The organism is Sphingomonas sp. 3-13AW (genome assembly GCF_049311085.1).
Lineage (GTDB): Bacteria > Pseudomonadota > Alphaproteobacteria > Sphingomonadales > Sphingomonadaceae > Sphingomonas.
Genome location: NZ_JASNVZ010000001.1, coordinates 200,375 through 226,897, shown reverse-complemented (window position 1 = coordinate 226,897; position 26,523 = coordinate 200,375). Strand labels below are relative to the sequence as shown.

The 26,523-nt window shown below is 60.8% G+C and carries 19 protein-coding genes and 1 pseudogene; 16 read left to right on the top strand and 4 right to left on the bottom strand.

What is annotated here, in order from left to right; translation table 11 throughout:
• Positions 1-546: 546 nt before the first annotated feature.
• On the top strand, positions 547-2,652 hold the full coding sequence (locus QP045_RS01200) for a type IV secretory system conjugative DNA transfer family protein (RefSeq protein WP_422513124.1): 2,106 nt from the start codon (positions 547-549) through the stop codon (positions 2,650-2,652).
• 49 nt (positions 2,653-2,701) lie between these two features.
• Positions 2,702-4,762, top strand: coding sequence for an ATP-dependent helicase (locus QP045_RS01195; protein ID WP_422513123.1), 2,061 nt, complete (start codon positions 2,702-2,704; stop codon positions 4,760-4,762).
• A 116-nt stretch (positions 4,763-4,878) separates the two neighbouring features.
• On the opposite strand, the gene QP045_RS01190 is transcribed toward QP045_RS01195, so the two are convergent.
• Positions 4,879-6,129: a hypothetical protein gene (locus QP045_RS01190; RefSeq protein ID WP_422513122.1), complete on the bottom strand. Its 1,251-nt coding sequence runs from the start codon at positions 6,127-6,129 to the stop codon at positions 4,879-4,881.
• A 224-nt stretch (positions 6,130-6,353) separates the two neighbouring features.
• Between QP045_RS01190 and QP045_RS01185 the strand changes: the two genes are divergently transcribed.
• From QP045_RS01185 to QP045_RS01120, 14 genes and pseudogenes are all read left to right on the top strand, one after another.
• Positions 6,354-8,543 (top strand): DNA topoisomerase, encoded by a 2,190-nt coding sequence (locus tag QP045_RS01185; RefSeq protein ID WP_422513121.1) that lies wholly within the window; start codon positions 6,354-6,356, stop codon positions 8,541-8,543.
• A 114-nt stretch (positions 8,544-8,657) separates the two neighbouring features.
• Positions 8,658-9,512, top strand: coding sequence for a hypothetical protein (locus QP045_RS01180; RefSeq protein WP_422513120.1), 855 nt, complete (start codon positions 8,658-8,660; stop codon positions 9,510-9,512).
• 49 nt (positions 9,513-9,561) lie between these two features.
• The gene (locus QP045_RS01175) at positions 9,562-10,860 is read left to right on the top strand and encodes a Rad52/Rad22 family DNA repair protein (RefSeq protein WP_422513119.1); all 1,299 of its coding nucleotides are present in this window, start codon (positions 9,562-9,564) and stop codon (positions 10,858-10,860) included.
• A gap of 27 nt (positions 10,861-10,887) precedes the next feature.
• Positions 10,888-11,085, top strand: a pseudogene (locus QP045_RS01170) (CHC2 zinc finger domain-containing protein); the annotation flags it as partial.
• Positions 11,086-11,196: 111 nt separating this feature from the next.
• The gene (locus tag QP045_RS01165) at positions 11,197-11,910 is read left to right on the top strand and encodes a hypothetical protein (RefSeq protein WP_422513526.1); all 714 of its coding nucleotides are present in this window, start codon (positions 11,197-11,199) and stop codon (positions 11,908-11,910) included.
• A 119-nt stretch (positions 11,911-12,029) separates the two neighbouring features.
• The gene (locus tag QP045_RS01160; RefSeq protein ID WP_422513118.1) at positions 12,030-16,142 is read left to right on the top strand and encodes a hypothetical protein; all 4,113 of its coding nucleotides are present in this window, start codon (positions 12,030-12,032) and stop codon (positions 16,140-16,142) included.
• Positions 16,143-16,152: 10 nt separating this feature from the next.
• Positions 16,153-16,977, top strand: a complete 825-nt coding sequence (locus QP045_RS01155) for a hypothetical protein (RefSeq protein WP_422513117.1) — start codon at positions 16,153-16,155, stop codon at positions 16,975-16,977.
• A 119-nt stretch (positions 16,978-17,096) separates the two neighbouring features.
• Positions 17,097-17,519 carry a hypothetical protein gene (locus QP045_RS01150; RefSeq protein ID WP_422513116.1) on the top strand — a complete coding sequence of 141 codons (423 nt, stop codon included), beginning with the start codon at positions 17,097-17,099 and terminating at the stop codon, positions 17,517-17,519.
• A complete protein-coding gene (locus tag QP045_RS01145; RefSeq protein ID WP_422513115.1) occupies positions 17,516-17,746 on the top strand; it encodes a hypothetical protein in 231 nt (76 codons plus the stop codon). The genes QP045_RS01150 and QP045_RS01145 overlap by 4 nt, the downstream gene beginning before the upstream one ends.
• A 50-nt stretch (positions 17,747-17,796) precedes the next feature.
• Positions 17,797-19,749, top strand: coding sequence for a ribonucleoside-diphosphate reductase subunit alpha (locus tag QP045_RS01140; protein ID WP_422513114.1), 1,953 nt, complete (start codon positions 17,797-17,799; stop codon positions 19,747-19,749).
• A gap of 139 nt (positions 19,750-19,888) precedes the next feature.
• Positions 19,889-20,944, top strand: coding sequence for a ribonucleotide-diphosphate reductase subunit beta (locus tag QP045_RS01135; protein ID WP_422513113.1), 1,056 nt, complete (start codon positions 19,889-19,891; stop codon positions 20,942-20,944).
• A 95-nt stretch (positions 20,945-21,039) separates the two neighbouring features.
• The gene (locus QP045_RS01130) at positions 21,040-21,720 is read left to right on the top strand and encodes a hypothetical protein (RefSeq protein WP_422513112.1); all 681 of its coding nucleotides are present in this window, start codon (positions 21,040-21,042) and stop codon (positions 21,718-21,720) included.
• Between the two features lie 37 nt (positions 21,721-21,757).
• The gene (locus QP045_RS01125) at positions 21,758-23,830 is read left to right on the top strand and encodes an ATP-dependent helicase (RefSeq protein WP_422513111.1); all 2,073 of its coding nucleotides are present in this window, start codon (positions 21,758-21,760) and stop codon (positions 23,828-23,830) included.
• Positions 23,831-23,894: 64 nt separating this feature from the next.
• A complete protein-coding gene (locus QP045_RS01120; RefSeq protein WP_422513110.1) occupies positions 23,895-24,230 on the top strand; it encodes a hypothetical protein in 336 nt (111 codons plus the stop codon).
• Positions 24,231-24,284: 54 nt separating this feature from the next.
• Here the strand turns inward: QP045_RS01120 and QP045_RS01115 are convergent, their stop codons facing one another.
• Genes QP045_RS01115 through QP045_RS01105 form a run of 3 tightly spaced genes read right to left on the bottom strand, consistent with a single transcriptional unit; the run spans position 24,285 to position 26,411 of the window.
• Positions 24,285-25,622 (bottom strand): hypothetical protein, encoded by a 1,338-nt coding sequence (locus tag QP045_RS01115; protein WP_422513109.1) that lies wholly within the window; start codon positions 25,620-25,622, stop codon positions 24,285-24,287.
• Positions 25,612-25,899 carry a hypothetical protein gene (locus QP045_RS01110; RefSeq protein ID WP_422513108.1) on the bottom strand — a complete coding sequence of 96 codons (288 nt, stop codon included), beginning with the start codon at positions 25,897-25,899 and terminating at the stop codon, positions 25,612-25,614. Before QP045_RS01110 ends, QP045_RS01115 begins: the two co-directional genes overlap by 11 nt.
• Positions 25,896-26,411, bottom strand: coding sequence for a hypothetical protein (locus QP045_RS01105; RefSeq protein ID WP_422513107.1), 516 nt, complete (start codon positions 26,409-26,411; stop codon positions 25,896-25,898). The genes QP045_RS01110 and QP045_RS01105 overlap by 4 nt, the downstream gene beginning before the upstream one ends.
• Positions 26,412-26,523: the final 112 nt, after the last annotated feature.

The window sequence follows — 26,523 nt, the reverse complement described above, 5'->3', positions numbered from 1 at the left end:
TGCTCACACATCGACGCCACTCTCATGGCCGGAGAGCGGCACATGGTGCCGCCGGAGGACTGGCGCGCGGCCAACCTTGCCGGCGTGATATCCCGTGGAAAGATCGCCCCTCACGAAGGGTGGAAGGCCACCTGGCGAGATAACAGACGGTGGCGAGGGCTGCCTACAGTGCGTAGCGCGGCCGCGCTAAGAGCCGTTCAGCATCGGAAGCCTCTCGTTTCCTTCACCGGCCGGAGCTCTCGTCGGACTACGCTCGAGTACATGTCTATCGAGCATGGCTGGGAAGTCGCCGGAACCCTCGTTGAAGGATGCGCATACCTTGTGGTTCCGGAGGCCGGCACTACCGGGGCATCCGTCGCGACCGCACTGCGTAGGGGCGTACCCCTTGTAACTTATGACGATTGGGAAACAATCTCGGCTGAAACATGCCTCATCCTCGCGTCCGCGATGCGGGGCGAATGACTAGAAGCAAGGATTTGCCGAAAGCGCTTCCATTATGCCTATTCCATCCTATAACCGGTATTTACCACGGTTTGGGATCACACAATGGCAGACAACATCCCCACGCACCATTCTTCTGAGAAGAACAAGGGAATGCTGGTAGTAGCGGGCGGCGTGGCCGCGTCCCTCCCGCTTATCGCAACGACGGTGCAATTTGCGCCGCTGGCGGCCCTTCTCGCGCACAGCGACTTCGACGCAAAGACCTGGGAGCAGGTCGGCAACTATATGGGTGGCCTCTATAACCCCCGCTCGATCATCGACTATTACAGGTACTCCTGGGACCAGTGGCCGATGGCAACCGCGGCCGCAGGGCTATTCAGTATGGCCATCGGCGCAGCGCCCGCCGTGGTCGCCGCAGCCGTAAACCCCTTCCGGATGTTCGATCTGATCCACGGCGACGCGCGCCTCGGCAACATGCGTGACGTGCGTGAGATGGAAAAGCGCAAGCAGGTCGGCATCATCGGCGGTGACAAGCTGGTCCTCGGCAACTGGCCCAAGTCACAGAATCGGATGGGGCTGATCGAAACCCTATCGGTGCTCGTGCTCGCGCCTCCCGGTACGGGTAAGACTGCCACCTTTGTGGTGCCATCGATCATCGAGACGGACGGTTCGAGCTTTATTGTCAACGATCCGAAGCCTGAACTGTTTGAGGCCTGCTCAGGCCATCGGGCGTCGATCGGTCCCGTCTTCGAGATAAACTGGTCGGCGACTGACAAGGTCGATCCGGACCACCTCGATGACCCCGAGAAGACGGTCTTCTATCCGCGCTTCAACGTGCTCTCTCCGCAGCTAACGCCGCCGGCGGGCACGGCGGAGCGAGACACCTACCTCGACGCGATCGCGAACGTGCTCTCCCCGGGCGGCGACAAGGGCGGGAAAAACGACTACTTCGAACAGAAGGGGCGCGCGGCCCTCGTCGGCTTTCTCCACTACATCTGCTCGAAGGTGAATGACTCCCGCGATTACGACGGGTTGCCCGATTTCTGGCGCGGCAAGGAAGCTTGCATCCCAATGATCGTTGATATGATCAACGAGGGGCTGCGGCGAGCAGCGGCGGAAAATGACCGGAAGAAGGAAGAGGCCGCACAAGCTCAAAGCTTCTACCAGGGCGATGCGCTCAGCGATTGGTTGAAAGCGATCGTGGGCGAGTGCGAGGAAAAGCTCTACAATCCACGCGCCTCGACGGAAATCACGCCGTTGATCTCGATGGCTCCAAACGAACGGTCCGGCATCCTCGGTACGATGGACAAAGCGTTCATTCCGTTCAAGAACGCCGCCGTGCGCGAACGCACCATGTCGTGCGACTTCCTTCCCTCTGACCTGCGGGGGATGCCCGATCCGGTAACGGGAGAGATCAAGCCGGTAACCTTGTTCGTCTGCGTCAACCAGGCAGAGGCCGCCGCCTTCGCGACAATCACGTCGCTGCTCTATGAGGTGTTTAGTCGCGAGTTCCTCGCGTACGGTCCGAATCAGGTCAACCGAAACGGCGTAAAGCTAGGCAAATACCCTGTCTGCTTCATGCTCGACGAGTTCGCAAAGCTGCCCCGCATCGAAGCCGTGATGACCGGTCCGGACCTCGGCCGCGGGAAGGCTACTTACTACTGCCTCGTCGCGCAGTCGGCGGCTCAGATCGGCAAGCTGTACTCGAAAGAGGATCAGGAGATCATCTATGCGACGACAGCGGTCAAGTATGTCCTCCCACAGAACGACAAGGACACCGTCCAGCTGATCTGCAGCATGGTCGGCCCTACCACCATCAAGAAGCACTCGCGCTCGAAGAGCCGCGGCGGCGACATGAAGGAATGGGGCAAATCCAATGTTTCCGAGGGGCTGGAAAAGGTCGATCTGATCCGCCCGGGCGACATCGCCGGCATGAAGCCGGGCACTCATATGCTGATCTGCCAGGGATTCATGAACCGGCCGTTCATCATGGATAGCGTGTTCTGGTTCCAAAACAAGGAAATGGCCGCGAAGGTGTTCAACCCGCGGACCGGAAAGGGACCAGCCCCTGCCCAGCCCCTTCCTCCTCATATCCGTGAGAAGCGGATTGAAGAGTGGAAAAAGCTAAACAATCACCTTCAGCCCAAAACTATCGCTCCGCCTCCAAGGCGTAACACCGACCTGGATCCGGATGATTTAATAGCTGCCTGATGCTCCATCGCCATGATGGGCCTCGGGATAACTCTCAAGGAGAATTATCATGGCGAACCCGCAGCTCAAGAACGAAGACATTTTCGACGACCTCGACCTCGATGGCACGGTGGCAGACGTCAAGAAGACTGCCGCTATCCGCCCCGAGGTCGAGCGGAGCCGCGTTAACATCGCCGCCTGCGACGCCCTCCTCGCCGATCTCAGCGATGATCAGTACAAGGCTGCGATCTCCGATGCTCAGCACGCGCTCCTGATTGCGCCGGCCGGTACGGGCAAGACCAGGACGATCGCCGCTCGTATCGCTGCCAAGCTGCGTAACGGGATCCCAATGGATCGGATCCTCGTATCGACGTACACGAACAAGGCCGCCAACGAGCTCGTTGAACGCATCTCGCCGATGCTGAAGACTGATGTGCGTGAGGCATGGGTCGGCACCCTCCACTCGATCGGCCTCCGCATCCTGAAGGCGGATGCCATCCGTAAGGGGCAGAGCCCCGACCGGACCATCATCGACGAAGTCGCACAGCGCCAAATCATCGAACAGGAGTTGCAGAAGCACAACCACCCCATGGCGGACGGGGTCGATACATTCACCCTCGTCCGGCAGATCATTGCCTTTATCAACGAAGCGAAGAACCAGATGGTCCCGCCTGAGGTGGCGATGGACACATACCGCAAAGGAGCCTTGCGGTGGGCTACAGGGATCGGTGAGGCCGAGATCGCGATCTATCAGGCGTATACGGACTATCTGCGCCTCTACGACATGATCGACTATTCCGACATGCTGTACCTGCCGACGCTGCTGCTTGAAAAGGACAAAGAGTTCCAGGACACTTGGCGCGGAAAGTTCGACGAAATCATCGTCGATGAGTATCAGGACGTCGCGAGGGCTCAGGTTAGGTTTTTGAATAATCTCGTAGGAGAGAATACCGGCTTCTTCGTAGCAGCGGACGATGATCAATCGATCTATGGCTGGCGCGGTTCCGAGATCAAGAACGTCACCAAATTCAAGAACTACTGGCCTGACGCCGCCGTTCTTCACCTTGCATACAACTACCGCACGCCGCGGCCGATCTTCCGTGTGGCGGCCAAGCTCATCCTCAAGAATGCGGACCGCTACGACAAGGATGTACGAACCCGTCCCGACGAGGAAGCCTTTGTACGCGCGATTGAGTGCAAAGATCGCGAGGATGAGAAGGACCGCATCCTCGAGAATATCATGTACGCGCACGAGAAGCTGGGGATCCCGTACGAGCGGATGGCGATCCTTTGTCGTATGAACAAGGGCTGCGGCACCATCGCGACGCAACTCGGTGCCGAGGGGATACCCATCAATCTGCACGAGGATCTGCCACTCCATACCCGGCCAGTCGGCGCGCTTGTTGCGTGGATGCAGGCAGCGGTGGGTATCGACAATCCCCTGAACTTCGAGAAGATGGTCCGGTATCCGGAGATCCTTTTTGACGATCAGATGATGAACCAGATCGTCCAGCGCGTGACTGGGTGGAACGAGAAGAACCGGGACCAGAAGATGGGCCCAATCGGCTTCCTGGTCCGGTACCGGGAGATGAACAAGCTGAAGGACGGCTCCGCCGGCGCCGACTTGCTCGATAACCTCGGCAAGATCCGGCAGATCATCCACGACAATCCCTCAACGCCGTTTGCGGAAGCTGGGCGCCTGCTGGGAATCCCCGAGATGGTTTCGACCTCGAAGGATCCGGATGACCATCTCTACGGACGGTTCGTGTCGCTGGTAGATTCCCTCGCCAACAACGCGGCCACGGACACGGGCGACCCCGTAGCGGTTGTGAAGTCGATCTTGGGGTCGCTCACGTCGATCGACATGAACTCCGGAAAGACCGGGGTAAACGTCATGACGATCCATAAGGCAAAGGGGCTCGAGTTTGACGTCGTATTCTCACCCGAATGGGAGGAGGGCGAGTTCCCCTCTCAGCGTCATGGTACCGTGCGTGACCTCGAAGAAGAGAGGCGCCTCGCATATGTAGCGATCACTCGTGCTCGCCGCATCATGATCATCACCTGGGCCAAGGGTAACCGCAGTCGTCGACCCTCGCAGTTCCTTCAGGAAATGGGCGTCCTCGCTGAATAGCGCGTGAAAAAAATGGGCGGACTCCACCCGGAGTCCGCCCATTCCCTCATCCGATGCTCCAAACGAAATGAAGGGCGCTTACGCGCCCTCCATCCCAGATGGGATCACCTCCTTCCTCAGCCGCCGATGCCCGCGTTCTGCGCCAGAGCATTCGCCCAGCTCCGCTTGCTGCGCGCACGCCCCTTCGGGGTGCCTTCGCCGCCCGCGTCAGCAGCCGGCGCGTCGGCTGCAGCCATCTCGGGCGCCTGCTCCTTCGCCGGCGCCTGACGCTGCTGGCTCTGGCCCTGCTGCTGGCTCTGGCCCTGCTCGGCGCTGCGGTCATTCGACTGGCCCTGGTCACGCGAACGCTCTGCGATCAGGCCACGCGAAATGGCTTCCTTGCGGATGACCGAATAGCCACGCTCCAAGGCGACCAGCTGGGCGAACTCCGTCGGACCGAGCCCGGCGCCGCCGGCCAACTTGCGCTGCCGCTCCTCACCTTCATACCGGCCTTCACCCGGACGCCGGCGGCCTTCCTGGTAGAACTCGGAGGGCGTCAGCCCCTTATCGGCATGCAGATCGAGCGCCTTGTTCTTGCGGATCTCGGTCATCTTGTCGCGCAGCTCGCTGCCTGCCTCGCGGGTGCGAGCCAGAATGCGAGCGACTTCGACGTCCGAAGCCTTGCCCAGAGCCGCCATCTGGGCGTCATTCGCCTTTTTGTTGGACAGCCCTGCGTTCGGGTCGAGCAGCTTGAAGCCGTTGGCGTTGTCGGCCACGAAGTGTCGACCAGCAGCGCGTTCTGCCGTCGCATCGATCGCTCGATCCGCATCACGCGCCATCTCACGACGCTTCGCCCGAGAAAGCGTCGCCTCGCTGTCCCACTGCGCCTTCGCCTCAGGCGTCTTGTACTTGTCCCAGCCCTCCTTCGAGCCAGCCACGACGTGGAAGGCCCCGGCGCCGGAATCATACTTTACCTCCACGCCCTCCTTCTTGCGCGCAGCGACGTCGCGGTCGAACTCGGCCCGGACGCTTGCGTGGGGGTACATCCGCTCGTCAGCGGGGATTTCCTGGCCGCGGGGAGCCTTGGTGACGTTCGACGCGAGCGACTGACGCTCCTTGAAAGCAGCGACCTCGGCCAGGCTCGCCGCCTTGGCCTCTTCCGTCACAAATTTGCCGAACTTCGCGTCGACGTCGAGCCCTGCCGGGATCTGATCCTTGTACAGGCGCCACTCGATGTCCTTCCCCTCCGGCTTATCCCAGCCCACCATGTCCTTGTTGCCGGCTTCGACAGCAGTGGTCCGAAGAGCACGGTTACCTGCATCGCCGCTCATGGTCGGGAAAAGGCGGGCGTATTCACGACCGTCCGAAGTCTTCTGATCGAAATCCATCTTCTTTTCTCCTTCGCGTCAGCAGGCGCTGCGCTTTGGCCTTGTTCCATGGGACCGGCCACACCTTCGTGCGCTTCCCACCCGAGATCACGAGACCGATGGACAACCCGTCGGCTTCGGAGCGAATGGTATCACTGTCCCCGAACGGCCCGCAAGCGCCTCCTACCCAAAAATTGCGTCCCATCCTACAACGATAGCTACTTGCGCATCCAGGGAATGGCTCGATGAAGGTTTGGCTGACGGAAAAATCCAGCGTGGGCAAAGCTCTCGCACAGGTTCTCGGCAACCCCCGGGGAATCCCAGGCCAAATGCATGGGCGCGATACGGATGATGGTCGCGTCTTATGGGCGAAGGGTCATGTCGTCTCTCTGGCGGAGCCCCACGACTACGATCCCAAATACCAGTCCTGGGCGGTGGAGCATCTTCCATTCTTCCCCAGCCGCTGGATGTTCAAGGTTATCGAGGACGCACAGCCCTGGTATGATTGCATTGAGCGCGGGATGAAGGGCGCGAGCGAGGTGATCGTCGCGACCGACGCCGGTCGCGAAGGAGAGTATATCGCTTGGCTCATTCTCACGCACCTCGGTTACAAGGGGCCCTTGCGGCGCCTTTGGACCTCCGGCGCCAATGAGGCATCGCTTCGCAAGGCTATCGCGGATCTGCTCCCGTATGAGCGCCACGGCAGGTTGGCGATCGCGGCGCAGATCCGGGCTGAGTCAGACTTTATCGAAGGTATCAATCTGACGCGCATCTTCAGCGAGAAATTCCGTCCTGACGGCCATGACAAGCCCGTCTCCGCAGGGCGCGTCCAGACGGCCGTCCTGGCGCTGGTCGTGAAGCGCACCCGCGAAATCGAAAACTTCAAGTCGCAGCAGTACTACGAGATTACCGCCAAGATGCAGGGCGGCGGGCACGACTTCGAGATGCACCTGCGTCCGCCCGAAGACAAACGGATCCTCGACGTCGCCCAGGCACGGATGATTGCTCAGCAAATCATGGGCAAGTCTGCGCCACTCGGGGTTAATCGCCAGGCGATGAGCCAGCGGCCCCCTACTCTCTTTGAGAGCTCGACGCTGCAGATCCGTGCGCACAACCTTTGGGGGTGGAGTGCGGCCAAGACTGAAGAGATCAGTCAGTCTCTCTACAACACACACAAGCTGATCAGCTATCCGCGTACAAGCGGCACGCACCTCGAGGATGATCAGGTCAACGAAGTCGAGGAGACGCTGCGCAACGTCTCCAATATGGACATGACCCGGCCTGTCGACCTCAAGGGCGGCGCCCAATTTCCCGATCTCTCGAAGATGGTGCCCCAGGAGCCGCTTATCCGGCCGGAGGTCTTCTCTTCGAAGCTGCTCCAGAAGTCTGGAGCTGATCACCACGGGATAATTCCGACGACCGAGCGGCCCGATCTGTCGAGCCCCCCGGCTGCAGGATCCGTCAGCGATGTCGAGGGGCAGCTGACACAGGACGAGCGCAAGCTCTACCTGCTCGTCGTCCGTCAGTACCTCGCCCAGTTCCATGAGGACTGCGCATACGAGCAGCTCACCATGTCCTGGACAGCCGGCGGACACACGCTGACCGCGTCCGGCCGAACGATCCTGAAGCCGGGTTGGAAGACTCTCTTCGGAGAAGCGGATTCCGCCGCCGACAAGGACGAAAAGACCGTGGCGGAGGATGAAGGTGACGCTACCCTGCCCCGGCTGCCTAACGGTACGATCGGCACTGCCGCGCATGCATCGCCGATCGCCAAGACGACGCGAGCACCCAAGGCCTTCACGGAGGCTACCCTGCTGGCAGCGATGAAGAACTTGGCGACGGTCATTGATGACCCGGAAACCAAAAGGCTCCTGAAGGATGCGGGTGTGCTTGGTACACAAACCACCTGGGGCACAATGCTGAAGAAGCTCAAGGAACGAGAATTCGTTTTTGTGAACAAGGGGCAGTTTGCGCCTTCTTCGCTGGGGCGCAGCCTCGTAGAATTCTGCGAGAAGCACGTGCCTCAGCTCGTGAACCCTGTTTCAACGGCCCGGCTCGAGATGATGCTCAGGGATGTGGAGCAAGGACTTCTAGATCCCAACGAGGCGCGCAAAACACTCCAGAGCCGAAACATCCAGTCGATCCGCACCTGCCTTGATCTGCCTGCTTTCAAGCTCTCACCTCCAGAAGGCAACGGCGGGCTGCGCCGTGCTGCCCGTGCGCAGGACGATACCCGCCAAAAGCGGGGCCATAAGCCGATCGTTGGCGAATTCGTCACGTTGCATGTGCCTTTCGCCGATAAGGACAAGGTCAAGGCGATGGGTGCTGTCTTCCACGGCGAGTTGAGCAAGTGGGTCATGATGAAGGACCGTTTCCCAGCCTTCGAAAGCGAAATACGGGAGGCGGGCTGGCTTGATGAGCCCAAGGCCGCCTGATACGCTTCCTATCCAGAAACAGCGAAGCTCAACCCGCAAGTTCATAGACACCGCACCCCGGGGGCAATGCCGTCGGGGTGTGCTCCTATTACGAACACCTTCCAAGGAGCAATTATGACATCGAGGAACTACCTTCGCGCCGGCGAGGTGCCCACCCTTTACGGCGAGAACTCGCGGCAGTCAGACTACCAGTTGTGGAATGAACTCATCTCCGGCGAAGAACGGGACATGAGTGAGGGCGGCATCTGGAAAGGCCGCCTCGCCTCGGAGATCATGAAGGGCATCTGCGAGGACCATGCCCTGAAGAGCCAGGTGGCACTTAATCCGCGGGATGCTGCTGCCAGCACCGGGGTGATGCCTTCAAAGGCTTGGGGCATCGCACCCAATCAACGAACCGACGGCAAAGAGGCGGTGCTGATCGTCGACATCCGGGCCTCGACGACGATGCGTGAATGGCATGCGCCCGACAAGTTGCCGGCAAAGGCTCTTCGCCGATACAAGGCAGTGGCTTACGCCTATGGGGTCGAGAAGGTCGTCGTCGGTGTTCTCGTGGACGGCTACAGCAGCCAGCTTTTCGTGGTGAGCCTCACGTCCAGCGAGCGTGCCGAGATGAAATCGAAGGTCGATGCCTTCCTTCGGCTGGTAGCCGAGCGAGAGGAACCTGACCTCGATTTCGACCGGGATTCTCGCGAGATCCGGTCAGGTGCGGCAGTCCAGAAGATCGCGGCCTCGGCGGGCCAGGTCGACGCGCTTAGTGTAGAACGCGTCGATCTCGTGAAAAGGCTGGTCCCCCTGAAGGCTCAGGTGGGGCAGCATGAAGCCCGGGTCACGCAGATCGACACGATGTTCATCGCGATGGCGGGAACAAAGGAAAAGCTGGAGACCCCCAGCCACGTCGTTGACATCGCACGCGACGCCAAAGGGGCTGCGAAGATCACCGTCGTAAAGAAGGGGCAGAGCCTCTTCTGAGAATCCATCCTAAAACTGGCGAACAACCTTTCCCTCAGGGAGTAATAGAATGAACGACATGACGCCGACGATCTATCGCCTTTCAGATGGGGAGGGCACTCGCTACTGCCCAGCTGACTTGCTGCAGAAGCTGGACCGGGACATTCATCCCTGGCTGCTCTCAGAGCGAGAGGGAAGCAACAGGACGACTCTGTCTTACGTGAAGGTCGACATCCTCACTGACACGCTCAACAAGCTGTTTGGGCCGCTCGGCTGGGGCGTCGAAGCCGAGATCCAGAAGATGGACGATTTCCAGTACGACAAGCCCGGTTACCAGAACGCACCTTCTACCGAGATGTACGTCTTCCAGGTGATCTCGCAAGTCAAACTGACCATCAAGCCGCAGACGGAAACCGGCACCCCCACGGTCTTCGTCCAGTCTGGTATCGGCTACGGAGAGGTAAAGATAAACGGTCACCGCAAAGATGCGGTTGGCATGGCCGTCAAGGGGGCGGAAAGTGACGGCCTGAAACGTTGCTGCAATCTCCTCGGGCGTGCTCTCGGCATGTTCCTGGTCGGTGGCAAACAGGATCCGGTTGTCTATGCCCACAACGGCAACAAGAATAGGCAGGTCGTGCAGCGTGCCCTGAGGGATCGGGCCGAGCATCAGGAGCGCCATCGTGATGACGCTTCCGGTCGTGATCGCTTCGAAGACGTTGACCGTGAGGATCCCCGCGGCCGAAACCGTGATGACCGCAACGATGAACGTCGGCGTGAGCCCCGCGCGCGCGACGATCGCGACGACGAGCGCCGGCTCGACGTGCGAGGTCATGATGCCCGGGCTGATGAGCGCCGGCGTGAATCGCGGCCGCGCGACGACCGTGATGAGGCTCCCCGGCGTGAGCAGCGCGAGAGAGACGATCGTTCCAGGAACCCGGAGGATGACCGGCGCACGGACCGTTCCGATAGGCCTCGTGAGTCCGTCCAAACATCCGAGCAGCAGCGCGGCAATAGCGCGGGTCCGGCGTCTGCGGATCGGCCAGCCTCCTCTGATCGCAGTGCTGCGCCTACCGGAGATGGTCGCACCACTCCGAAAGCGGAAAAGACCGAAGCTGCCACGCCCGAGGTAAAGAACTCTCGCCGCGCAAACACCAACTACGATCTCCGCAAGGTTCCGGTGACGCGGGATAACCAGACCGACTTCGGCGCTACCTTCATCCGTCAGCTGGAAGGCATGCGTCAGATCGAGGACCAGGAGCAGATGGTCAAGAACTACGCGCAGCGCATCAACGAACTCGACCCTGACGTTCGGGCCCTGATCGTAGAGCGCCTCCGCGAACGGCAGATCAACGTCGCGCTGCTCGACTAACCAAGTGATGCGACTGGAAGAACCGAGATGCTAGTTACCGATTGGCCGGCGAAGGATGTCGCTAATCTTCTTTCCAAGCCCGGTCGCGGGAAGGCGAAGCCTACCGGCCGGGGTTGGAAGGTGTGCTGTCCTGCACACGAAGATCGTACCCCGTCACTCCAGTTGGATGATGGAGCGGCGGGACTTATCTGGCACTGTTTCGGAGGGTGTGACTCTCGCGAGGTCTTCAATGCTCTCCGGGCGCTCCTGAACGGCAAGAAGGCGCCAGCCGCACGGACGAAGGGCCGCCCAGCAAAGCCGAAAGCGGAGGACGATCCGTTCACACAGATCACTCCCGTGCCTGACGACGTGGCAGTCTCGATCGATGAATTCTACCACTTCGAATACGGCGCGCCCGCTAACGTATGGACGTATCGAAACGCCGACGGATCCATTTACGGATGGGTCTGCCGCTACAACAAGAGAGAGGGGGGTAAGGAAATCGTCCCCTGGCTCTGGGGGCATGACCGCGCGAAGAACAAAGACGTGTTCAAGATGAAAGGCTTTCAGGAGCCGCGCCCTTTGTACAATCTGCACCGGATCACCGCCAGTGCTGAGGAGTCACAGGTCCCCCCAATCATATACAATGAAGGAGAGAAGGACGCCGACGCTTCAGGCCTCCTCTTTCCAAACTGGATTCCCACGACCCCACAGGGCGGCGCCAAGGCTTGGCACAAGTCGGACCACACCCCCCTGCGTGGACGGTTGGTAATCAGAGCCCCGGACAATGATGGGCCGGGATATGACATGGCTCTTGAGATGGAGCAGCTATACGGCATCCCCGTGCGCGATCTGCGCATTCTGCGCTTCCCGACCCATGTCCGTCCACATAAGGGCGTGCTCATTCCGGAGTGCTATATCATTGGCGATGGATGGGGCGCGGCCGACCATGTACGCGAGGGGTGGACCCACTCCCTCCTCAAGGAGGCAATGAGAACTTGCCCGCATCCGCTGGTAGACACGGTGCGGACGCTGGGCATGCCATTCGAGCCGATCGAATTTGACGACTGAGCAACTGTAAAGATCCGAAGTTTTTAGGATGAGAGGAAAATAAATTACGAACGGGCCTTGCAAGGCCGTTTTCAGGCTGTGACAATTCGGATCAGACATCCAGCAGGAGCTTACTTAGCATGTCGTCTTACAGCTACACTGACTGGGCCCAGCTCAGCGAAACCGACAAGAAGAACAACCCCGGCGTTTCGATCCATCGCGAGCACAAGCTGAACAACCCCAATCGGGGTGCGTACTGGAGCCCTGAAACCGCGGCTCAGGCTCTGTCGGCTCACCTGGAGCAGCTGCTGACGCATCCCGAGGACGCGGTGCGGGAGCAGACGTTCAATGAATTGCGTGGTGTGACGGACGATGCGTTCCGCTCGCAGCGTCTTCTTGAGCGTTCGATGAACGTTCGCCGCGACGATGCCAACCGCGCGAGCGACGCCTACTCCGGATATCTGGATGAGACGCAGCTGACCCTGCTTGCCGACATCCAGACGGACGTCGCGCTCATCCAGAAGGAGGCGCGTGCCCTTGGTCTCGATCCGATCGCCGCTTCGAGGCGCGCTCTGAACATCGCCGCCGGTCATTCGGTTGGCTTCGACATGACCACGGCGGAGGCCTCGCTGGCCTCCCAGGGGCTTTCCCTCGGCTCCGTTGAGACGATGAAGAATGCCGCTCGCCAGCTGAACAACTCGCTCTCCAGCCGCGAAATCGACGCGATGGACATGGTCGAGTCCATCGGCACCTCGCGCAGCTTCGACGAAGATAGCCGTGACGAGCACCGTCGCATGGCTGATGTCCTCAACTCGATCCCGCTTGCGCTCGACTACGCGGAGCTCAAGACGGAGAACAACCCGTCGTTCCGGATGGAGACCGCCGCCGAAGCGAGCGTGATGGAAACGCTCGCTCGTCAGGTCATGAAGTGGGAAACGCTGCCCGAGCGTGAGACCGTGCACGAGGCTTTCTCGGCGTGGCGCGATGCCGGCGTGGCCGAATCCCCGTTCTCCCAGGACATTCCGCAGACCGTGGCCGTGATCGTCGGCACCGGCCCGCAGGCCGCCGAGAACCTCGCTATCATGCTTGAGACCATCCGCGACGATGGCCGCATGGGCGAACGTGACGTGACCATCCTTGCGGTCGAGCCGGACGCCGACTTCTACCAGACCCTGGCAGAACATGGTCGTCCGACCATCGATGTCGTGGCTCTTGCCAGCACCAATGGCGTGTACGTCGACGCTCGCAACCCGGGCGAGCAGAAGGGCGAATATCCCACCATCGAGCTGATGACGCTCAACCGTGAAGAGGCGAACGACCCGATCCGCCGCTCCCTCAGCGCCAACGCACTGGTCGCTCGCTCCGCGACTGTTGCGTACGTGCAGGGTGCGAACATGACGGTCGCCGAGGCTCAGGCGATCCACGTCGCGGGTACTGCCCGCAAGCTGTCTCTCGGCATCGACCGGGACGGCGAGCGCATGGACGGCAAGGCCTTGGCAAAGACTCGCGCAATCGCCATTTCGATCGACAAGAACGACGATCCGCAGCGCTACTACACCGCGGGCCTCGCGCGTCCCGCTGACGGCATCTACGGCGTCGGCTTCGAAGCTTCGCGCTTCGCAGACCGTGGCCATCAGAAGCATGCTCCCGGTAAGGATATCATGGGCGACGCCTATGACCGGATCCCGAAGCACGCGACCATCTGGGCTGTCGATGAGCCGGAAAACGCGAACGTACGCTGGCTGCAGGAGAAGGCTACCGAACGTACGATCCTGTACGCCGAGGCAAAGCGGACGCTGTCGTTTGCGACCTTGGCCGACAAGGGGCTCGAGCGCGAGAAAGTCCGTACCCGCGAGGCTGGGACGGAGATCACGGTCTACGATCGCCCAGCCAGCGCGCGTCAGTACGAGGTCGACCCCGCCACCGGTGAGCAGCGCTGCGTCACGAAGCCTCTGCAGCTGAACAGCTCGCGGGACGCCTCGCAGGCAGAGATCGACCAGGTCATGGAGGACCGCCGCAAGATGCGCGGCGCCATCGTGCTCGTCACCGGTCATGCCCACGACAGGGGCACGCTGAACCCCGGAGCCCAGGAGGTGAAGGTGGCTCAGGAGGCCGTGGCGGATCGTGCGCATACGTTCATCATTCTGAGCGATGCCAAGCGCCCTGCGCTGTCGAAGGACATGCACATGGCGCACATGACGCGCCTCGCCTACGAGACGAACAAGAAGACGACGTTCATCAACGGCGACGGCAGTGAAATGCCGCTCGACGAAGCGCGCCGCTATACGACCCGGATGGGTCCGAACCGTGAGGACGCGATCAACCAGAAGTTCGATGAGCGCATGCGCACCATCGACAAGCAGAACCAGCCGAAGCCGTCTGCCGACTACGCCATCGACAGCGATGAGGGTCGCCTGGCCCTCGCCGCCCTGCCGGGCATGGATGCTCGTCGCGCTGCCGCCTTTGACGGGGTTCAGCTCACGATCAAGGAGATCGCGAACAACCGGGATCCTGAATTCCACCGTGCCTTGCACCAGATCGTGCTCCGCGGGCCCGACGGTGAGCCTCTCAAGGGGACCGACGGCAAGGAAATTCCGGCGATGCCGGCCGAGACCCTGCGCGTGATCAACAACAAGGAGGAGTGGAGCAAGGCGCTCGACTACGCCGAGGCGATCACTGACGTGGCCAAAAGGAACGGCAACACCATCTACCATCCCGACATGGAGATGCATCCGCTCAAGCTGGCGAACGGTCCTGACTATCAGCCGAAGAGCGTGATGATCGAGCATACGGCTAACCCGGATGCCTTCGACTTCTCGAAGATGAAGCTGGCAGCGTTCATCGGCGGCAGCCAGCCTTACAACGAACCGGGCGAATTGCTTCGCCGCGAAGACGCGCGCCTCGTGATGGAGGAGAAGCTGAAGGGAGTGGATTCCTCCAGCCTCGCCACCGAAGAAGGCCGCAAGGTTCGTGACGATGCGATTGCATCGTACCGTGAGGCCATCCGGGACACGCGCGAAACCCGTGACCCGGGTGAGAAGGTTGATCGCGACCAAGTGCGCGCAACCGTCGAGCGGTTCTCCAAGAACGGCTACGGCATTGCTGTGGCTCTCGAAGAAGGCGTCTCGAAGGTCGTGCTCGAAGAGGCTATGAAGGTCGAGAGCGCGAAGATCGTCGTCATGACTCCCGGTCCTATCGAGGCTGCGCCGGTGAAACTGCGCAACATGGTCCACAAGCTCGTCGAAACCGGCCGTGGGTCGGTTCTGATGCCGGAGCAGATCGCTCAGGCAGGCGCGCGGGTCGACACTCCGAAGTCGGATGTTGAGCAGGAGAAGTTCCACTACGATCCGGACAAGAAGCACTTCATTCGTCCTGATGGCTCGCCGGCCATCCCGCGGAAGGGCGAGGTCCAGGAGAACGGTGAAATCAACTGGAACGCCGGCGCCAAGGTCAACACGATCAGCGACGCTGAGCTGGAAGCAGCTGCCGAGCCAAAGATTGTGCCGGTTTACGTCGAGAACCGTGACCGCATGCGTGCCAACCTCGCGGAGATCGCCACGGTTGCCGTGGTGGTTGCCTCGAACGAGCGGGATCCGGCTATGCACACCGTCCGCCAGATGATCGAGCAGGACAAGCCCGTCGCGGTGCTTGCCTCCTCGAACCCGGAGGCGTTCCACTCGGAGGCTTACTCGGCCAATCGTCGGCTCCTTCGGGATGACGGCAAGATGATGATCCAGAGCGAACGTCCCGCGCAGGGCGTCTCGGCTCAGGGCTTCGCCGAGATCCTGGAGGGCGACACCGAGGTCACCCTCCAGGGTGGTGTGATGCGGGGCAACGCCGGCACGTTCGTCAGCTCGCGCTTCGCCAAGGACGACATGCTGCGTAGCGGCAACCACTCCCGCTCGTTCGAATGGGAGAACGGTGCCCGTCCTTTGAGCTCGGAAAAGTCGATCGACCGTCTGGTCGCCGAAATCGACCAAGGGCTTGCGCCGGTGATGGGGCGTCCGTCGGTCTACGTCGAACGCAAGATCGGCGTGGACGGCGAGCATGGCGTCGAGAAGATCGGTCGCGTCGGCTTCCAGGAAGAGCAGCGCTCGCTGTCTCGCCTCGGCGCCGCCAACACCGAGGTTCAGGAGGAATTCTCGCAACTGAGCCGTGTTCACGGAATGGACGAGCAGACTGTCGAGAAGCAGTCGATGAGCAAGAAGGCGGCGTTCGCCGCTCTCGAGCAGATGGGCTCGATGCGCCGCTAACTCATCTGCATTGCTGAGTATACCGGAGGGGTCCGACGCAAGTCGGGCCCCTCTCTCTTTGGACAGAGATAGGAAGAACGATCCCATGTACGATATTCTTGAAGATCCCGCGACGGACCGCATCATCACGCGGACTGACAACAACCCGCCCGAGCCCGTCGGCCTTCTGGTTGCTGCGGAAATTCCCGACGCGCACAAGCAAGCCGCGGAGGAGTTGCGGACCAATCACCTCGACACGCTTCTCATGTTCCTGCGTGCCCCGGCAGTCATCGAAAGCCAGGACGTCTACAGTCGCGTCACTGCTTTGAGCGTGATGGTCAAAAAGGCGTTCGAAGCGATCGACAAGAGCCGTACGACGGCGAAGAAAGCCTATCTCGACGGCGGCACTGCGATCGACAAGGTCTACGCTCTTCCCGTCGAGATCGACGACCCCGAGAAGCCGGGCGAGAAAAAGACCGTCAAAATGCTCGCGGAACTCAAGGGGGCACACGATGCCCTAAAGAAGCGGCTGTCGGTCTATGACACGGCCGAGTACAAAAAGGCAGAGGAAGCTCGTCTCGCCGAGGCCGCAGCCATTGCCGCGGCCGCGGCCCACGACGGGATCGTGATGGAAGCTGGTCGCCTTGGGGACGGGAAGATGGAATCCAGCCGGTCGGAGCACGGCGGGATCGCTATCAAGAGCGTGGAGAAAACCTTCCGCATCATTGATCCGGACCAGGTTCCGGCTAACCTCTGTTCGCCTGATCCTGAAAAGATCCGGGCGGCAATCGACGCGGGTGCGCTGAAGATCGCGGGGGTTCAGATCGACGTCGCAGTCAAGACCCACGTGCGCTAGCCGCAGCTCGGCGCCGGGAGCTTGAATCTCTTTGCTTTACGCCGACAAACATTCATCCTAAAATCACTGCATACGCCGATCCCCAAGGGGTGGACGCGACGACCACCAAGGAGCACCATATGTTGAAGGAATTCCGGGTAATGGCCCGGACCACGAGTCTGGTCGAAATCGCCCGGTTCCAGGCCGAAGGAGATGCGCTGGACGCGCGTGTTTCGGCCGTCATCCGCCAGGCGCGCACCGAGGGAGATCTCAAGACGCTTGCCACTGGCGGCAACGGTCCTGTGGTCGTCGCCCAACAACTGGGCGAAGGTGATGCTCTTGGTCACCCGGGTGAACCGGCAGTCGACCAGCACTTCGCCTACGACGTCGACGGTCGTCCTCTCGACCAGCGCCAGACGCGCATCAGCACCGTCAAGGGTTCGCACATCCTCGAAGGTAGCCGCGACAACGGCCACACCTTCGATGAGGTGATCGGCGCCTTCAACGATGAAGCCCGCGCAGAACGCATCGCCAGCTTCTGGAAGGCCGGCCACCTGGGATGACCGTTCTCCTGGCCTATCTGCGTGACGGCCACGTTTATGCAGACCATGAGGCATGGGAGCATGGTCTTGACCATGCTCCCTATGAGATCGTCTGTGAAGATCCGCCTTACGCCAGGACACGGATCGCCGGCGTCAATTACGTGAGCGAGTGGCTCTGGGGTCTGGACGCTAAGCGCCAGTACGGAGCCGTAAAGCTGATCGAGGTCAGTGCCCATCACGGGAAGTAAGCCTGCGGCCCTCCAAGAAATAACCTCAGCTCCGGCTGGAAAGGTAAAAGATGAGCTACCACACGACCGAGACCGCGACCGGCGACGACATCGCCGCGAAGGGTTCCATCGATGCGGCTACCCTTGCTGCAACCACGACTGAGACCGTCGCTGAGGCGTTGGCTACCAAGCCCACGACAAAGGAGGTCATGGTACGGCGGTTCGCCATCACGACGGACCCTTCCCGCGACGCGCTACTGACTGATTTCGGCAAGAACACGCTCGACGATCGCTACCTCATCCCGGGAGAGACGTATCAGGACCTCTTCGCCCGCGTCGCATCTGCATACTCGGACGATCAGGAGCACGCGCAGCGCGTCTACGACTATATCTCTCGCCTCTGGTTCATGCCGGCAACCCCGGTGCTGTCCAACGGCGGTACCGGCCGCGGCTTGCCCATCTCCTGCTATCTGAACTCGGTCCCCGACAGCCTGGAAGGCATTGTCGAGACGTGGAACGAGAATGTCTGGCTGGCATCGCGCGGCGGCGGTATCGGCACCTATTGGGGCAACGTCCGCGGCATTGGCGAGCCGGTCGGCCTGAACGGCAAGACCAGCGGCATCATCCCGTTCGTCCGCGTGATGGACTCGCTGACGCTGGCAATCTCTCAGGGTTCGCTGCGCCGAGGATCTGCAGCCTGCTATCTCGACGTTTCCCATCCGGAAATTGAGGAATTCCTGGAAATCCGGAAAGCATCCGGTGACTTCAACCGCAAGGCCTTGAACCTTCACCACGGTGTGCTGATCCCTGACTCCTTCATGGAGGCCGTTCGCAACGGCGACACATGGATCCTGCGTTCGCCTAAGACCAACGAGCCACGTGGCGAGGTCGACGCTCGAGCCCTCTTCCAGAAGCTCGTTGAAACCCGGCTTCAGACGGGTGAGCCCTACCTCGTGTTCACTGATCACGTGAATAAAGCGATGCCGAAGTTCCAGCGCGACGTCGGCCTCAAGGTGACGACCTCCAACTTGTGTTCCGAAATCACTCTGCCGACCGGCCGCGACCAGTACGGCAAGGAGCGCACCGCGGTGTGCTGCCTGTCCTCGCTGAACCTCGAGAGGTGGGACGAATGGAACGGTGACAAGCGCTTTATCGAGGACGTCATGCGCTTCCTCGACAATGTGCTCCAGGACTACATCGACCGCCACGAGCCGGGAATGGCGCGGGCGGCGTACGCCGCTGAGCGAGAGCGTTCGGTCGGCCTTGGGGTCATGGGCTTCCACAGCTACCTGCAGAAGAAGGGGTTGCCCTTCGAAGGTGCGATGGCCAAGTCGTTCAACCTGCGCAGCTTCAAGTACATCAACGCCAAGGTAAACGAGGCGTCGATGCTGCTGGCCCAGGAACGTGGCCCCTGCCCCGATGCCGCTGATATGGGCGTCATGGAGCGGTTCAGCTGCAAGACCGCGATCGCGCCGACCGCGTCGATCTCGATCATCTGCGGCGGCACCTCCGCCTGCATCGAGCCGATCCCCGCGAACGTCTACACGCACAAGACCCTGTCGGGCTCGTTCGAAGTGCGGAACCCGTACCTGCAGGCGCTGCTCGCGTCGAAGTCCAAGGATTCAGCCGGCGTCTGGGCCTCGATCCTCGAGCATGGCGGATCCGTGCAGCATCTCGACTTCCTGAGCCAGGACGAGAAGGACACCTTCAAGACAAGCTTCGAGATCGACCAGCGCTGGCTGCTCGAGCTGGCGGGTGACCGATCGTCCTATATCGACCAGGCCCAGTCGCTAAACCTGTTCATTCCTGCCGACGTCGAGAAGTGGGATCTGCTTATGCTCCATTTCCGCGCGTGGGAGCTGGGCATCAAGTCGCTCTACTATCTCCGGTCGAAGTCAATCCAGCGCGCGGGCTTCGCCGGCAGTGGCCTCGATGGTGGCGTGGAGGCGGACAATACTCCGGCACTGAAGCAAATCGAGATGTCAGCTCCGACTGATTTTGACGAATGCCTTTCGTGTCAATAAAGTCGTTCGTAGGTTTTGCTAAGCAGTACCGCCGTACTGCTTAGTTACTAGTCACAAATAGTATCGCGCTCCATTCGACGCGCGTCTCTATCTTCTCCCGTCCGCAAGGACAGGACACTGCGCATTTAGGAAAACGAGCATGGCATCCCTTCTCGAAGCCACCAAGGTCTACAAACCCTTCAGCTATCCTTGGGCCTATGAATTCTGGAAGCGCCAGCAGCAGGTACACTGGCTGCCGGAGGAAGTGCCGCTCGGCGAGGATTGTCGCGATTGGGCGCAAAAGCTCAGTGACAACGAACGGAACCTGCTGACGCAGATCTTCCGCTTCTTCACCCAGGCCGACATCGAGGTGCAGGATTGCTACCACGAGAAATATGGTCGCGTGTTCAAGCCCACCGAGATCAAGATGATGCTGACGGCGTTCAGCAACATGGAGACGGTCCACATCGCGGCCTACAGCCACCTTCTCGATACCATCGGCATGCCGGAGGCCGAGTACTCGGCGTTCCTCCAGTACGCCGAAATGAAGGACAAGGTCGACTATCTGGACAAGTTCGGCGTCGATACCGACGAGGATATCGCACGCACCCTGGCGATGTTCGGCGGCTTCACCGAGGGCGTTCAGTTGTTCGCGTCGTTCGCGATGCTGATGAACTTTCCGCGCTTCAACAAGATGAAGGGCATGGGCCAGATCGTCAGCTGGTCGGTGCGTGACGAGAGCCTGCACTGCGAGGGCATCATCAAGCTGTTCCACGCCTTCTGCGCGGAACGGCAGTGCCTGACTAAGGCAGTGAAGGACGACATCGCCGACCAGTGCCAGACGACAATCCGGCTCGAGGACAACTTCATCGACCTCGCGTTCGAGATGGGCCCGGTCAACGGCATGACGCCCAAGGAGATCAAGAAGTACATTCGCTACATCGCCGACTGGCGCCTCGGACAGCTCGGCATGAAGCCGATCTACATGATCGACGAGCACCCGCTGCCGTGGCTGGTGCCGCTCCTGAACGGCGTCGAGCACGCCAATTTCTTCGAGCAGCGCGCGACCGAATACTCCAAGGGCGCGACCCGCGGTAACTGGAACGAGGTCTGGGATAGTTTCGACAAGCGCAAGCGTGCCAACCTCGCGTCGCCGGCGGTGGACGAAGTCCTCTCCGGAGGCCTGTTCGACGGTGTTGCTGCGGCGAACTCGTGATCGCCGCGATCTGACGATCACATCGGTCCCGGCGGTCCACCATGGCCGCCGGGACCTCTCATTTCCGGCTCTACCTGTTCACGCAAGGAAAACTCATGAGCAAGCAAGCGCACATCCTGGCCCTCAAGGCTGACACTCTGCCTGGCGGCCTCGATTTTGGCATCCGGGCTCTTGGAGCCGACGGGCTCGACCCGGTACTCAAAGCGCAGGCCTGGATTGGGCCTCGGCCGATGCTCGAAGAGGACACATCGTTCGTCCAGTTCATCCCGTACGTGCTGGTCCGCCACAAGAACCGCCTTCTGGCGTACGTCCGAGAAGCGAGCGGTAGCGAGGCCAGGCTCCACGGGAAGTTTTCGGTCGGGGTTGGTGGCCATATCGACCTTCCGGACGTGGTAGTCGACGAGACCCTCGTCAGCGAGAAGGGCGCTGAAACGCCCGTGAACCGGATCGACGTGCTGAAGACCCTCACGCGCGCGGCCATCCGCGAGATCTCCGAGGAGATCGCCATGGACGTGCCCGAGAACGCCCTCGAATGGAGTCACCTCATCCACGTGACCACCACACCGGTGGATCAGGTACACCTCGGGTTCGTCGCAATCCTCGACATCGACGTGGCTGGGATCGCACCGCTCGTGTTCGAGGAATGCATCGGTAGCGCACAGTTCGAGGAGATCTCGGCCCTCGCTGCCGGCCGCGTCGGCAACCTTTCAGCCGAACCGGAAACCTGGACCGGCCTCGTCCTCGACATGCTCGTGAAGGATGCGGCCGCGGCCTGACGGAACGGCCTCTGCAACCTGACACGAGAAAGACATCATGGCCACACGCTTCGACGATGACGATTTCGTCCCCTATTTCGATGACCTGCCGCCACCAGAGCCGGCGGTGCGGCCCTCCCCCGCCAGTGAGCGCGCCCAAGCGCTCCTGGTAGGGCTCACCGCCCCACAGCGCGAAGCCGTGCTGCACCGTGGATCCCCTCTCGTGATCCTCGCCGGCGCCGGCACCGGCAAAACCGAAACGATGACGCGTCGAATCGCTCATTTGATTGCCAGCGGAGACGCACGTCCCGAAGAGATCCTGGCGATTACCTTTACGAACAAGGCTGCAGCGGAACTCGAAGAGCGCATCAAGCACAAGCTCGACGACGAGCTGAACGGCCTGTCCGTGGGCACTTTTCACCGGATCAGCGGGCGGATCCTCCGAGAACACTACCACCGTTTCGGCGTGCCAGAGGATTACGTCATCCTCGATCCGGCCGAAACGAAGCGCATCATCCGCAACCTCGCGAAGCGTCGCTGGGGCAAGGACGTCGACAAGGAGACGATCCAGGAGGCCGAGAAGTTCATCGAAGAGGTCGCTAACGACCCTCACTCGATGGCGCGGAAAATCGGCGAGGCCGACTACGACATCCGCGGCATCTACAATGATTACCGCGAAGAGAAACGTAAACTCAACAGCCTCGACTTCAATGACATGATCCAGATCGTGCACGACGCATTCGCTGGCGGGGCAGTTGTACCCGAAGAAGTCTGCGGGCATTGGCGCCACGTGGTAGTCGACGAGTATCAGGACACCAATGGCCTTCAATACGAATGGCTGAGGTATGTGCTGGGCGACAATCCGAACATCTCGGTCGTCGGCGACGATGACCAGTCGATCTACGGCTGGCGTGGAGCGAAAATCGAGAACATCCTCGACTTCAATCGCAACTTCGAGAATGCCAAGACCATCAAGCTCGAAGAGAACTTCCGTTCGTACAAGCCGATCCTGGAAGCGGCGAACGGCATCATCGCCCGCAACCGCAACCGGCTCGGCAAGAAGCTCTTCACGAACAAGGAGCCTCCTGCCAAGGCTAACGGGGAAGAGCGAGATCCCGATCCCGTGGTGATCCGCTACTTCATCAACTCCGATACCGAATCCCGCTGGATCACCGGCGAGATCAAAGCAGCCATCGCGGGCGGAATGGCTCCCACCGACATCGCAATCCTCTCGCGGGCCAGCGATCCTCTGCAGCTGATCCAGCAGCGGCTGGCAATGGCAGGCATACCCTATGTGGTATCCGGCGGTCAGAAGCTCCAGGAGAAGGCAGAGATCAAGGATGCCCTAGCCTACCTTAGGCTCGCGGTGAATCCCGACGACGGAACTGCGCTCGATCGGATCATCAACGTGCCCAGGCGAGGCGTAGGCGATACGTACGTCAAGAAGATCCTCGAAGCTGCGGAACTCGCCCGCAAGCAGGGAATCGAGCTGTCGCTGATGCAGGTCGTCGAATCCTTTGCAAAGTCCAAGACCTTCCCCGGATCGACGCCCGACCGGGTCAGGGAGTTCGGCGAGATCATGACCAAGGCGAACGCCATGTTCTGGACGGATGCGAGTGCCGGCCAGATGCTCTCCTATCTCATGGAAGAGTCCGGGTATCGTGCGGCACTCAGGAGCGATCTTGAGGAGGCGCAGCTTTCCGGAGACAGCAAGAAAGCCGAGTTGCTGACCAATCGTCTCGACAGCCTTGCCGATCTCGAAATCCTCGGGAAGACAATGGGGCCGACTGAACTCATTGAGCAGATCGGCTTCGCTGACGAGGGGCGCGGCCGTAACGCAACAGGCGTGTGGCTCGGCACCATCCACGCCGCGAAGGGCCTCGAATGGCCGGTCGTCTTTGGGATCGCTTGGGAAGAGAATGTCTTCCCCTCCTGGCAGTCTCTTCAGGAGAAGGGGGAGAAGTTGGCGGAGGAACGGCGCTGCGCTTATGTGGAGATCACCCGAGCTCGGGAAACGCTCATTCTGACCACCACAGGCGAACGGAACCTCAAGCCCGCGAGCCCCAGTCGTTTCCTTGATGAGCTGCCGGACTCGGTCATCTACATCGACAACCAGCCGGAGTACGACTGAGGCGGCCCAAAGAGGCCCATATAGCTGACTAACTCGACGCCGCGGACCCTGTCCGTGGCGTCTTTTGGCGTACTGCTACCAGGGCGAATACCGTCATGCCTGCAAGTACGGCGATGACGCCTGCCAGGAAGCCGCCGACGGCGATGGATGCTATGTCGAGGCTCCCGAATGGAAGGACGACCAGTGGCTGGTCGATGAGAGTGCCGCACTCTACGCGATCCCGCTCGACGGCGACGCCGTAGAGGGGCCTGACGACGACGTCTGCGACACGATTCTTGGAATACTCCATCACGCCCATGCCGACGTCCTCGACGAGAACGAGATCCTCCTCATGGGCACGTCCGAGGTGCCAGCGCCGCTGCGGCGCTTCTCTCCCGAGATCGGCTACTACTCCGCCTGAAACGAGAAAGGGGAGGCTTTCGCCTCCCCTTTCAGTTACCCACGGACGGGGCAATCAGTCCTTGCCGAGAGCCTGAGCGATCTTGCCGCTCATGACCCGGGCGTTCACCTGGCTGCCAGCGTAGGACTTCCCCCAGGCAATCGGCGCGCCAAGCGCCGCGCCAGCCCCCTTGCCGGCCACACTCGCCGCCGACGAGACTGCGCCGCCCACCGCGTCACCGACGCCGCCGCCGCTACCCGAGAAGCCCGAGAACTCCTTAGCCAGCGCCGGAGCCATCTGGATCATCGCGGAGAAGACAATACCGCCGCCGATCAGGATGATCCCGTTGACGATGGTCGTCAAAGCGTCTTCCGAAGCCCCCTGCATGCCAGCAAGCGAAGCATTTAGCACTCCGGAGAAGACAGACGCGCCGAGATTGAACATGATCCCGGTGAAAGCGAACAAGCAGCCCACGTATAGCACGTTCTGAATGGCCGTGGTGACGTAGCTCCTCGTCGGCTTGAAAACCGCCAGCACGATGATCACCGGGGAGAGAATACCGATGATCGTCAGGCGGATCAGAATATCAATGAAGCGCAGGGGGAAGGTAATCGCGACCCAGCAGAACACCGACATCAGGATCAGGCCGCAGATCAAATTGGTAAGAGTGCCGAAGAATCCGTTCGTGTGGGTCATCAGAGCCCAGCCGTAAGCCATCCCTGCTCCGCTCAGGCGATGGCCGCCACAGACGATCCCCTGCATGCCCTGCACAATCCCAGCAGAACCCTGCGGGCCCGACGGAGACGACAAGGAGCACGCTACCGCATTTCCCGCGATGGTCAGGGTATTCGCGTCCGCCTGACCGAACTCCTGACTGATAGCTATCGGCACGGCCATTACCGGCCCATACACCCAGCTCCACATGTTCTCGAACGCACTACCGACGAATATGCTGCCGAGGGCAGCGCCCAGAAGGAACTTCCAGACCGTGGTCCAGCGGCGGGCAATGTCGGACGCGTCGCCGGCAACCAGACCGCCACCCAGATACACGAGGCAGAAGACTACAGATACTGAGGCAATGATGCGCCGCATGGGGTCGGCTGCACGGCCCGAGACTTCCTGCCCCTTCGAGAACATGGTTGCCGCGAACGTGTCGAAGATCATGCAGGGCCAACACGTAGTGTTATAGAGGCCGAGGAAATCCGAGACCGATTCACCGATATTTTTCGTGTTCGATGGCGTGAAAATGTTCAGGTCCGGCAGAAATCCCGACTCCGCTGTCGTGACCGGCCTGGGCGCGCTTTGTGGCGGATTGTTCTGTGCGTAGGCAGGTTCTACGACGGCGATGTTCCCAGCAGTGAAGGCCAGGATCGCCAGGATCGCAATGAACAAGGACTTCATCTTATTGGTCATCTTTGCTGATCCTATGAAGGCGGCCCAGTTCCTTCTCGTCGAGACGGCGTTCGTCATGTGCGTCCGGAGCAGTGTTCGTGCCGAACTTGTTCCTCACCTCGTCCAGCAGGACACTGGGAGGCGTGAATAAGCCGCGGCTCACCAGCTTGTAGACTACGACGGCAAGGGCGGCTCCACCCACCAGCATAACCCCCCAGAAGACCCACTCATTCATGATCGTCGCGAGGAGCGCGACGATCAGGCCGAGGAAGAGAATGCTGGGAAACCGGTTGTTCATGCCGCGTCCTCGAGGGCTTCACGCTGCGACTGGAGCGCGTCCATGTCGTGCTCCGCCTCCGAGATCATGAGGTCTATCGGCGGCCGAAAGAACGACTGATTGACACTGACCCACAGGCCGAGCGCGAGCGAGTCATACACCTGCGAGCCATCGTGACGCAGAAGGTGTACGAAGTTCGAGAACTGATAGCCGTAGGCATTGGAAATCATCACGATCCCGATGAGAAACTCAATGTTGCTCTCGTCTTCAGCCATCTCGTCGCCGAAGGGGTTATGCGCGATGATCTCGTCGAGCACGATCTGACGGTAGTCGTCGATCCGGGCTTGTTCGATGCCGATCGCGCCGAACTCGTCCTTGAACACCGCGAAGAGATCACCCTCCTGCTTCGTCATGTGGACGTATTCCTCCTGCGTCATCCGACGCCGGTTGAATTTCGGCATTCCATTACTCTCGAAGACTGAGAGACCCCTCTCCTTCGCTTCGTCGTAGAGCGGAAATTCGCTCGGTCCCATCGGAGCCTCCCTGATGACGCAGTTATCCTGACCAGCGTTATAGGATGGCACTTGGCTTTGGCAAACGACTAATCCCCCGTCTTTCATCCGACAATGTTGCCGCTCCGGCAAT

Bases quoted from the DNA above. Each gene is read 5' to 3' on its own strand.
- QP045_RS01130 (WP_422513112.1), top strand. From the start codon at position 21,040: ATGAGCAAGCAAGCGCACATCCTGGCCCTCAAGGCTGACACTCTGCCT.
- QP045_RS01175 (WP_422513119.1), top strand. From the start codon at position 9,562: ATGAACGACATGACGCCGACGATCTATCGCCTTTCAGATGGGGAGGGC.
- QP045_RS01140 (WP_422513114.1), top strand. From the start codon at position 17,797: ATGAGCTACCACACGACCGAGACCGCGACCGGCGACGACATCGCCGCG.
- QP045_RS01125 (WP_422513111.1), top strand. From the start codon at position 21,758: ATGGCCACACGCTTCGACGATGACGATTTCGTCCCCTATTTCGATGAC.
- QP045_RS01150 (WP_422513116.1), top strand. From the start codon at position 17,097: ATGTTGAAGGAATTCCGGGTAATGGCCCGGACCACGAGTCTGGTCGAA.
- QP045_RS01145 (WP_422513115.1), top strand. From the start codon at position 17,516: ATGACCGTTCTCCTGGCCTATCTGCGTGACGGCCACGTTTATGCAGAC.
- QP045_RS01105 (WP_422513107.1), bottom strand. From the start codon at position 26,411: ATGGGACCGAGCGAATTTCCGCTCTACGACGAAGCGAAGGAGAGGGGT.
- QP045_RS01115 (WP_422513109.1), bottom strand. From the start codon at position 25,622: ATGACCAATAAGATGAAGTCCTTGTTCATTGCGATCCTGGCGATCCTG.
- QP045_RS01195 (WP_422513123.1), top strand. From the start codon at position 2,702: ATGGCGAACCCGCAGCTCAAGAACGAAGACATTTTCGACGACCTCGAC.
- QP045_RS01135 (WP_422513113.1), top strand. From the start codon at position 19,889: ATGGCATCCCTTCTCGAAGCCACCAAGGTCTACAAACCCTTCAGCTAT.
- QP045_RS01110 (WP_422513108.1), bottom strand. From the start codon at position 25,899: ATGAACAACCGGTTTCCCAGCATTCTCTTCCTCGGCCTGATCGTCGCG.
- QP045_RS01185 (WP_422513121.1), top strand. From the start codon at position 6,354: ATGAAGGTTTGGCTGACGGAAAAATCCAGCGTGGGCAAAGCTCTCGCA.
- QP045_RS01200 (WP_422513124.1), top strand. From the start codon at position 547: ATGGCAGACAACATCCCCACGCACCATTCTTCTGAGAAGAACAAGGGA.
- QP045_RS01180 (WP_422513120.1), top strand. From the start codon at position 8,658: ATGACATCGAGGAACTACCTTCGCGCCGGCGAGGTGCCCACCCTTTAC.
- QP045_RS01190 (WP_422513122.1), bottom strand. From the start codon at position 6,129: ATGGATTTCGATCAGAAGACTTCGGACGGTCGTGAATACGCCCGCCTT.
- QP045_RS01160 (WP_422513118.1), top strand. From the start codon at position 12,030: ATGTCGTCTTACAGCTACACTGACTGGGCCCAGCTCAGCGAAACCGAC.